The 8,210-nt window shown below is 64.8% G+C and carries 10 protein-coding genes; 1 reads left to right on the top strand and 9 read right to left on the bottom strand.

Annotated elements, in window-relative coordinates; translation table 11 throughout:
- The 7 genes from AC1DW2_RS43020 to AC1DW2_RS42990 all read right to left on the bottom strand — a co-directional run.
- On the bottom strand, positions 1–254 hold a 254-nt coding region (locus AC1DW2_RS43020; RefSeq protein WP_477009124.1), incomplete at its 3' end, for a hypothetical protein.
- 75 nt (positions 255–329) lie between these two features.
- A complete protein-coding gene (locus tag AC1DW2_RS43015; RefSeq protein ID WP_208084352.1) occupies positions 330–524 on the bottom strand; it encodes a hypothetical protein in 195 nt (64 codons plus the stop codon).
- A 436-nt stretch (positions 525–960) separates the two neighbouring features.
- Entirely contained in the window at positions 961–2,268 is a 1,308-nt protein-coding gene (locus AC1DW2_RS43010) for an NAD(P)H-dependent oxidoreductase (RefSeq protein ID WP_354114528.1), read from the bottom strand.
- A 139-nt stretch (positions 2,269–2,407) separates the two neighbouring features.
- Positions 2,408–3,208, bottom strand: a complete 801-nt coding sequence (locus AC1DW2_RS43005; protein ID WP_071909359.1) for a phytanoyl-CoA dioxygenase family protein — start codon at positions 3,206–3,208, stop codon at positions 2,408–2,410.
- A 141-nt stretch (positions 3,209–3,349) separates the two neighbouring features.
- Positions 3,350–4,027: a GntR family transcriptional regulator gene (locus AC1DW2_RS43000; protein ID WP_477009123.1), complete on the bottom strand. Its 678-nt coding sequence runs from the start codon at positions 4,025–4,027 to the stop codon at positions 3,350–3,352.
- A 183-nt stretch (positions 4,028–4,210) separates the two neighbouring features.
- Complete coding sequence (locus AC1DW2_RS42995; protein WP_477009122.1) at positions 4,211–5,467, bottom strand: M20/M25/M40 family metallo-hydrolase; 1,257 nt, start codon at positions 5,465–5,467, stop codon at positions 4,211–4,213.
- A gap of 83 nt (positions 5,468–5,550) precedes the next feature.
- Complete coding sequence (locus AC1DW2_RS42990; protein WP_166082351.1) at positions 5,551–6,420, bottom strand: sigma-70 family RNA polymerase sigma factor; 870 nt, start codon at positions 6,418–6,420, stop codon at positions 5,551–5,553.
- Between the two features lie 99 nt (positions 6,421–6,519).
- On the opposite strand from AC1DW2_RS42990, the gene AC1DW2_RS42985 reads away from it, so the two are divergent.
- Positions 6,520–6,975 (top strand): carboxymuconolactone decarboxylase family protein, encoded by a 456-nt coding sequence (locus AC1DW2_RS42985; protein WP_166105549.1) that lies wholly within the window; start codon positions 6,520–6,522, stop codon positions 6,973–6,975.
- A gap of 169 nt (positions 6,976–7,144) precedes the next feature.
- On the opposite strand, the gene AC1DW2_RS42980 is transcribed toward AC1DW2_RS42985, so the two are convergent.
- Together AC1DW2_RS42980 and AC1DW2_RS42975 are read right to left on the bottom strand one after the other, a co-directional pair.
- Positions 7,145–7,957, bottom strand: coding sequence for an alpha/beta fold hydrolase (locus tag AC1DW2_RS42980; RefSeq protein WP_166082354.1), 813 nt, complete (start codon positions 7,955–7,957; stop codon positions 7,145–7,147).
- Positions 7,958–7,959: 2 nt separating this feature from the next.
- Positions 7,960–8,210 (bottom strand): alpha/beta fold hydrolase (locus AC1DW2_RS42975; protein WP_477009121.1); only part of this gene is annotated, 251 nt, incomplete at its 5' end.

Here is an 8,210-nt window from a genome sequence, read left to right as displayed (position 1 = left end):
CCGGGCGACATGGCGTAGGAATTGCCCCAGCTGCCGACAGTAGCGTCCGCCGCTGCCGGCTGGCGATATGCCGTTCGCCGAGTTGATGGCCGAACCCGATAGTCGGGGGTGGTCCCCGTTCCAAGACCCGTGCAGCTGGCGAATTCAGCTTGGCATGCGTCCGGATTGGAGTTGTACCACTGCGCCTGTACAGCAGAGCTGGACAGGGCAGATGCCACAACAACGACCGCACCAAGAATTTTCAGATTTATCATGGATTGCTCCTTACGGTTGGACCGTGGTGCAAGATGCCACGTGTGTCAGTACCCGTTTTTTTTGCGCGCAAAACATCAAATCGACGTGACACGTTGGGCGAGCACGAACAGAACGAGCATCCCGGTGTCATCCTTCGCGACCATCCTGACACTGCTCGGCCCGGCCATTGGCTTCTCGGGGCTATCAATCGCTGTGACCAGCGCAAGAATTTCGAGGAGGCCGAAGCCAAGGCCATCGTGGTCGAAGAGGACGCAACCTGCTGCGATCATGAGTCCGCATATGGTTGGACATGGCGCGGGCTGCGGCCGATGCCGGCTTTTGATCGAGAAGCCGAACTCATGGGTCAACATTCACCGCTTTGGCATAGCTACACTTCATCTATAATTCTCTCCCGTGGATCAGCTACAGGAGGCAAGAATGAAGCGATCAATTGCCTTGTCAGCGTCACTAATTATTGGCTTCTCAATTGGAAGCAATGCAGGCGCGAGTGCTGCAACTTACTGCCGACACGTTGGCTATCCCGCCAATTGTGGCGTTCAGACCGGCGTCATAGTCGCGCCAACCCGTGATGTTCGCGGATTGCCACCATCAATTGATGCGGGCCCGAGCGGCGTTATAAGGCAGGACTTGTTCGCAAGGAATAATCCGAACAATTTGCGATCGGATTGGCCCAGTCCACCCGCTCAACCGGGGCAGTTCTAGCCGCTATTTCGCGAATGCCGTCTCCATTACCTTTCGCGTCTTGATCGTCTCGTTGTTAGCGTCGAACTCGACGTCGCTCCAGCGCACGATCTCGCCATGGGCGACATCGTGCTTCAGCTTCAGGCGATGTGCGAGACCGATCGGCAGGGCGCCTGCCTTCAGGCTCGCGGCCGCCGGCACCAGCTTGCCCCACACGGTGTAGCCGCCTTCGCCGTCCAGCATCTCGCCGGCGCGCAGATTGCGCTTGGCCACGGCGGCAACGTCGCCGCGGAAGCCATAGGGCTGGCCGGTCGGCTCGCCCCGCAGCGCCGCCGACAGGATCGAGATGTTCAGCTCGAGCCCGATCAGATGGTACGGCTTGTACATCGCCGCGAAGCGTCCGCTGCCGTCGGTCTTCAGGCCGTATTGCCTGAAGCAATCAGCGGCATAGTCGTTCGGCGCCTCCAGCACGACATAGACGCCCCAGCGCAAATCGCGAAACACCGGCCGGCCGTCGCGCTCGAGTGACGACACCACCTCCACCACGCCCGACCGTTCCAGCACGCCGCCCTTGTCGCTGGGGCGCATGACATGCGGCAAATCGTCGACGCCACAGGGCGGAAACAGCAAGCCGCTCGCGGGCACGTCGAGCCCGCAGGCATTGGCGATAGCCGCCATCTCGATCGCCGATTTGGTGCCGTCGAGGAAGGAGTTGAACATCTGCGGATTCATGCCGGCCGACTGTGCCTCGCCCGCGGTGAGACCATAGTGCTGCCAGACGCCGTCAGGCGTCACGTCGTGATAGGCCGGCAGATATTTTGTCCCCTTGCCGGCCGCGACCACGCGAAAACCGGTGGCGCGCGCCCAGTCGACCATCTCGGCTGTCAGCGCCGGCTGGTCGCCATAGGCGAGCGAATAGACCACGCCCACCTTGCGCGCTTCCTCGGCGAGCAGCGGGCCCGCCAGCACGTCGGCCTCGACATTCACCATCACGATATGCTTGCCCGCCGCAATCGCAGCGCGCGCGTGCCTGATGCCGACGGCCGGATTGCCGGTCGCTTCAACGACAACATCCATCGCGCCGCCGGCAATGGCGCGTGCGCCGTCGTCGGTAAACACAGTGGCCGCGATGCGCTCCGCATCCCAGCCCACGGTGCGGCACGCCTCACGCGCACGGTCGCGATCGATATCGACGATGATGGGCACCTCCAACCCCGGCGTGTGCGGCACCTGCGCCAGAAACATCGAGCCGAACTTGCCGGCACCGATCAGCGCGACACGGACAGGCTTGCCGGCGGACGCGCGGGCCTGGAGGAGGCGGAAGAGGTTCATGGGGGATGTCCTGAGCGCAACAATCAAAGCTCGTCATTCCGGGGCGACGCGCAGCGTCGAGCCCGGAATCCATAACGATCGGGAGTATGGATTCCGGGCTCGCGCCCAAGAAGGCGCGCCCCGGAATGACAGTGAGAACTTACTCCGCCGCCTGTCGCGGCGCACGTGCGAGTCGCACCAGCGCATCGTCGTCCACCGTCTTGATCGGCGCGAAGTCGCGATGCGCGATGTATTCCGGCCGCGTCGGCGTGCGGATGTAGTTCGAGACCGCGTTCAGCGTCAGGTACACGATCTTGCGCGGGTAGGGCGTGATGTTGCCGGCCGAGCCATGCACGAGATTGCCGTGGAACATCAGCATGCCGCCCGGCTTGCCTGTGGGCGCGACGATGCCGCCCTGCTTGACGAGGCGCGTCACGGTCTCTTCGTCGAGCGTCCACAGTGGATAGGAGGTCGTCGCAAGGTCATGCGAGGCCTGGAGATCGCCGGCATTCTGGCTCTGCGGCACCAGCATCAGGGGGCCGTTGATCGGCATCACCTCGTCGAGGAAGATCGCGATGTTCATCGCGCGCGGCTCCGGCATGCCATCGTCGCGCTTCCAGGTGCCGTAATCCTGGTGCCATTGCCAGACGTCGCCGGTGAAGGCCGATTTCGCGTTGATCTTGAACTGGTGCATGTAGACCGGCTCGCCGAACAATTGCTCGACCGGGTCGATCATGCGCGGATGCGCACCCAAGATGCGGAATGCCTCGTTGTAGAGATGCGCGGCAAACGCCGTGCGCGGCGCGCCGCTCTTCTCGCGCCAGACCTCGGGCCGGTTCGCGTCATAGATGCCGACCGCCTCGCGCGCGAGGAAGTCGACTTCCTCCTGGCTGAACAATTCGGGGAGGAACAGCCAGCCCTCGCGGTGGAAGAACTCCAATTGCTCCTGAGACAGTTTCATGGGTCGTCCTCCTGTTTTGTTTATTTGTTTTCTCTCGTCATGGCCGGGCTTGACCCGGCCATCCACGTCTTTGCTCCACGTTCGCGAGAAGAACGTGGATGCCCGGGACAAGCCCGGGCATGACGGCGGGCGCGCAAATGGCTACGCCGCCGCCTCGTTCGTCGCCCTCAATTTTTCCTCGGTCATCCGTCCCGCCGTCTGCGCATGGGCCAGCGCTGCGCGCTCGGCAGCTTTCGCATCGCCTGCGATAATGTGTCCGGCAATCGTCGCGTGCTCGGCCCACGCGCTGCCGCGATAATCGAGCTCGGAGAGCACCGTCGCCATCGAGCGGCGCATATGCGGCCATTGCGGCGCGATCGTCTCCTCGATCACGGGATTGCCCGCGAGCTGATAGATCGCGCGGTGAAAATCGACGTCGAGCACGATCAGCTCGGCGAGCGAAGTCTTGCGATCGATACGGCGTCCGGCGGCGAGGGCTGCGTCCAGCCGCGCACGTCCCGCCGCGTCGCTTGCGGCGCGCTGAGCGGCGAGCCGGGCGGCCAGCGCGTCGATGGCGCCGCGCACCTCGTAGAGCTGGCGGATGCGCGAGGGGTCGAGCTGGGTGACTTCAAAGCCGCGCCGGCCGCTCTCGGCGACGAGTCCCTGCCGGTGCAGCAGATGCAGCGCATGCGACACCGGCTGGCGCGACACGCCGAGCTTGTCGGCGAGCTCGTTCTGCCGGATGCGCTGGCCGGGCTGAAGCGTGCGGTCGGAGATCGCCTCCAGGATCCGCGCATAGACCTGGTCGATCAGGTTCGGGAGCGGGTCGAGAGGGATCACGCCGGCAGCTCCGAGACACAAAATGGAATACGGAATTCCGTATTCGAAGGTATCGCAGGAGGGGGAGGGCGTCAAGGCGGTCCTCAAGCCGCCGTTTTGGCCTCGCTAAGCCATTGATGTCGCTAGGGCCGTCTACTGTGCATGGGGTTGTTTTCGCCAAAATGGCTTGGCCGGCCCCGGCGCCTACTTCTTCTTGCCCTGCTCGATCAGTATCCGGCTCATCAGATAGAGCCGCGGCACGATCGAGTTGGTGTCGATGAATTCTTCCCGCGCGTGATAGCCGAAGCCGGCGAGGCCAAAGCTCTCGACCACGACCGCCTTGCCGCTGCGGTTGGCATAGCCGGCGTCGGTGGCGCCGCCGGTCATCTCGGCGATGTCGAGCTTGCGGTCGATCTCGGCATAGATCGCCTGTCCCTCCTGCGCGAGCGCGCGGCCGCGATCGCTCGCGACGAAGGGCGGGCGGCCCGCAATGATCGTCACCGTGGTTTCGGTGTCGGGCACGAACTTGTCCTTCACCTTCGCGTCGAGCGCCGCCTGCAATTTGGCGATGCCATCGGGGATGGTCAGGCGGATGTCGGCGCCGGCCTCGGCCTTTTCCGGAATCTGGTTGCGCACCGTGCCGGCCTGCGCCGTGGTCCAGTTGAGCTGCGTGCCTGGGATCGACTTCGCCACGTCCTTCGTCTGCTGCAATTGGTGCGCGAGCTCGATCAGTGCGTTGCGGCCGAGATCGGGCGCGGCGCCGGCATGCGAGGCGCGGCCCTTCACCTCCATCTTCGCGGTGGCGGTGCCGCTCGCGCCCAGTAGCAGCCCGTCATTCTTGGCGATCGGCGCAGCCACCGTCGGTTCGCAGGAGAGCACCACGTCGTGCTGGTCGGCGAGCTCGGCGATGATCTCGCCCGACCCGATCGAGCCGACCTCTTCATCCGGATTGAAGGACACCGTGAGCCTGGCATAGTCCTGCCAGCCGGCGTCCTTCAGGATCTTGARCGCATGCAGGACCACGGCGATGCCGCCCTTGTCGTCGGCGATGCCGGGGCCGTAGATGCGGTTGCCGTCGATACGGTACGGCTCGCTTGCGAGAATGCCGCGCTGATAGACCGTGTCCATATGCGCGATCAGCATCAGCTTTCGCGAGCCGGTGCCCTGGAAGGTGGCGATCACCATGTCGGCGCCCGTACCCGCGGTGGTCTTGCGCCGCTCGATGGTGGCGCCCAGCGCCTTCAGGCGCGCCTCGGTGAATTCGGCCATCTTCTTCAGGCCCTCGGCATCGCTGCTGCCGCTTTCGATCATCACCATGTCATGCAGGGTCTCGATCAGCGGCGCCTTCTCCTGCTCGGCCGCGGCTTTGAGCTTCTCGTCGGCGGCCGCAAGCGCGATGGTGCTGCCGGCGGCGAGGCCGAGCAGGGACAAGACGAGCAGGGGGATGAAGCGGGCTGTCATGGAATCGTCCTTTCGCGTCTTGAGCGCACCGCGCGCGATTGGACTTCAGCGTAACATCCGGGCTGTCCGGATGCCACGTCCCGCTAGCGCTCCAGCACCTCCACCTCCATCGTCGCGATCTGGTCCGCATCGGCTACCGCCTCGATCCCCGCGATCCGGTCGCCGTTGAACGTCACGCGCAGCGCGATGCGCAGACGTCCGCCGAAGATGACAGCGACGCCCATCTCGCCATCAACCAGCGCCGTCCGTGCAGCCTGCGCACGGCCCTTGTAGAGCTGCGCGACCGCATCCGCGCCGCGGATCTCCGGCAGCGTGCCGAGCCGCATCGCAGCCTGGTCGGCACGGAACACGACGTCGGGATCGAGCACGGCCAGCAGGCCCTCGAAATTGCCCTCGCGCGAAGCCCTGAGGAAGGCATCGACGATCGCGCGCTGGTGCGAGATGTCCGCCTCGGGCACCGGCGCACCCTGGACGCGCCGACGTGCGCGGCTCGCAAGCTGCCGCGAGGCGTCGACCGAGCGTCCGACGATCGGCGCGATCTCCTCGAACGGGACTGCGAACATATCGTGCAGCACGAAGGCCAGCCGCTCCGCCGGCTGCAATGTCTCGAGCACGACGAGGAGGGCCGCGCCGACGGAATCGGCCATCTCCGCCTCGCGCTCCCGCGTCTCGTCGACCGGCTCGGGCACATGCGGGCCCATCGGGTCCTCGCGGCGCGATTTGCGCGCGCGCAGCATGTCGAGGCAGATGCGCGCGACCACGGTGGTCAGCCAGCCGCGCAGGTTCGCGACATCGGACGTGTCGTAACGGCTGACCCGCAGCCAGGCCTCCTGCACGGCATCGTCGACCTCGGCGCTGGAACCCAGCATCCGGTAGGCGACCGCGCGCAGATGGTCCCTGCTGGCCTCGAACTGGCGGCCGAGGAAATTTTCTTCGAAGTTTTTCTGGGTCATCGGTCACATTCCCTCATCGCAATCCGTCATGCCCATGACGAAGCCAATCCGGCCGATGTGACCGGAACCGTCGAAATTTTCAAACGGAGACGCAAGATGATGCACGCCCGCATGAACCACCCGGTCATGGTCTTGCCGGAGGCCATGAATGTCCTTCAGTCCCTTGGCAATTTGACCAAGCAGGGCCTGCCGGAAAAACTCCTCGAACTGGTGCACCTGCGCGCCAGCCAGATCAATGGCTGCAGCGTCTGCGTCGACATGCATCCGAAGATCGCCCGCAAGCTGGGTGAGACCGACGAGCGCCTGTTTGCCGTGTCGGCCTGGCGCGATGCGCCCTATTTCAGCGACGCCGAACGCGCCGCGCTGGCGCTGACCGAAGCCGTCACGCGCCTTGCGGATCGCGAGGACCCGGTGCCGGATGCGATCTGGAACGAGGCCGCCAAGCATTTTGACGAGCGCGAGCTCGCAACCCTGATCCTCTCGATCGCGACCATCAACGTCTGGAACCGGCTGAATGCGACGATCAAGATGCCGGTGGGCGTGTGGAAGGTGTGAGTTTCTGTGCCCTCTCCCCTTGCGGGAGAGGGCGGCGCCGCTGGGAGACACGAACTCACTTGGGTGAGGGGTATTTCTCCGCAGACTCATTTGCAGATGTGATCCTTCTCCCACATCCGCCTTCGCCTGAAGGCTTCGGCGGACAAGAGGGGAGAAGGAAAAAAGAAAGCTACTCCGCCAGAAACCTGTTCACCACCTCGCCGAACTCAAGCGGCGCCTGCTCGAACATCCAGTGGCCGGCATTCTCGATCACCGCCGTCTTGCTGCCCGCGATGTGCTCGGCCAGCACGCGCCACATCACCGACAGGCTGCCGATCGTGGCGCCGCCGCCGATCAGCAGCGTCGGGGTCCTGATCGCCTGCGCATCAGCGAGCGTGTAGGGCCGGCGCTGCTCGTCGATCTGGCCGAGGAAGGTGAGCGTGTTGTCGCGCAGCTGTTGCTTCGCCGCCGCCGGCACGCGCCGCCACGAGCCGTCGCCTTCGATGCCCTCGTAGAAATTCTGCAGCGCGCCGTCGAGATCGCCGGCGCGGATCATCTCGACCGAGCGTATCGTCTTCGCGGCGAGCGGCGGATGCGCGGGCGTGCCTTCGGGCACCGGCAGGCTGGCGTCGAGATCGCCGCCCGGCTCGGCCAGCACCAGCTTGCGCAGGAGGTCAGGCCGCGCTTGCGCGACCCGAAACGCGATGTGGCCGCCGCGCGAATGGCCCATCAGGTCGACCGGCCCGGGTTTGACCTGCTCGATGAAGGCGATCGTGTCCGCGACGTGTTGCGCCATCTTGTAGTCGTCGCCGACGGCGTCCCAATGCTCGGGAAAGAAGTGCCGCAGGCTGACCGAGATGACGCGATGGGACTTCGACAGCGGGCCGAGCACTGAATACCAGGTGCGGAAATCACCTAACGTGCCATGCACGCAGACCAGCGGCGGGCCGTCGCCGACTTCGAGATAGGCCATGTCGTAACCGTTGACGCGAAAGCTTTGCATGATCAGCTCGCCAGGAAATCCAGAACCAGTTCGGAGCATTTTTGCGGCGCCTGCTCGAACATCGGATGCGTCGCGTTCGGGATGATCGCCGTCTTGGAATAGGGCACGTGCGCAGCCAGCGCATGCAGTACCTTTGGCAGCAGGCCCTTGGTCCGCGCGCCCAGGATGAACAGCGTCGGCATCCTGATCGATTCTGCATCCGCCTTCGAGAACGGCGGGCGGTTGTCGCGGACCTGCCCGATCAGGGTATAGG

It is taken from the genome of Bradyrhizobium sp. P3_C3 (assembly GCF_056402655.1).
Note: the sequence above shows the minus strand (reverse complement) of the source record. Positions and strands in the feature narration are given on the sequence as shown.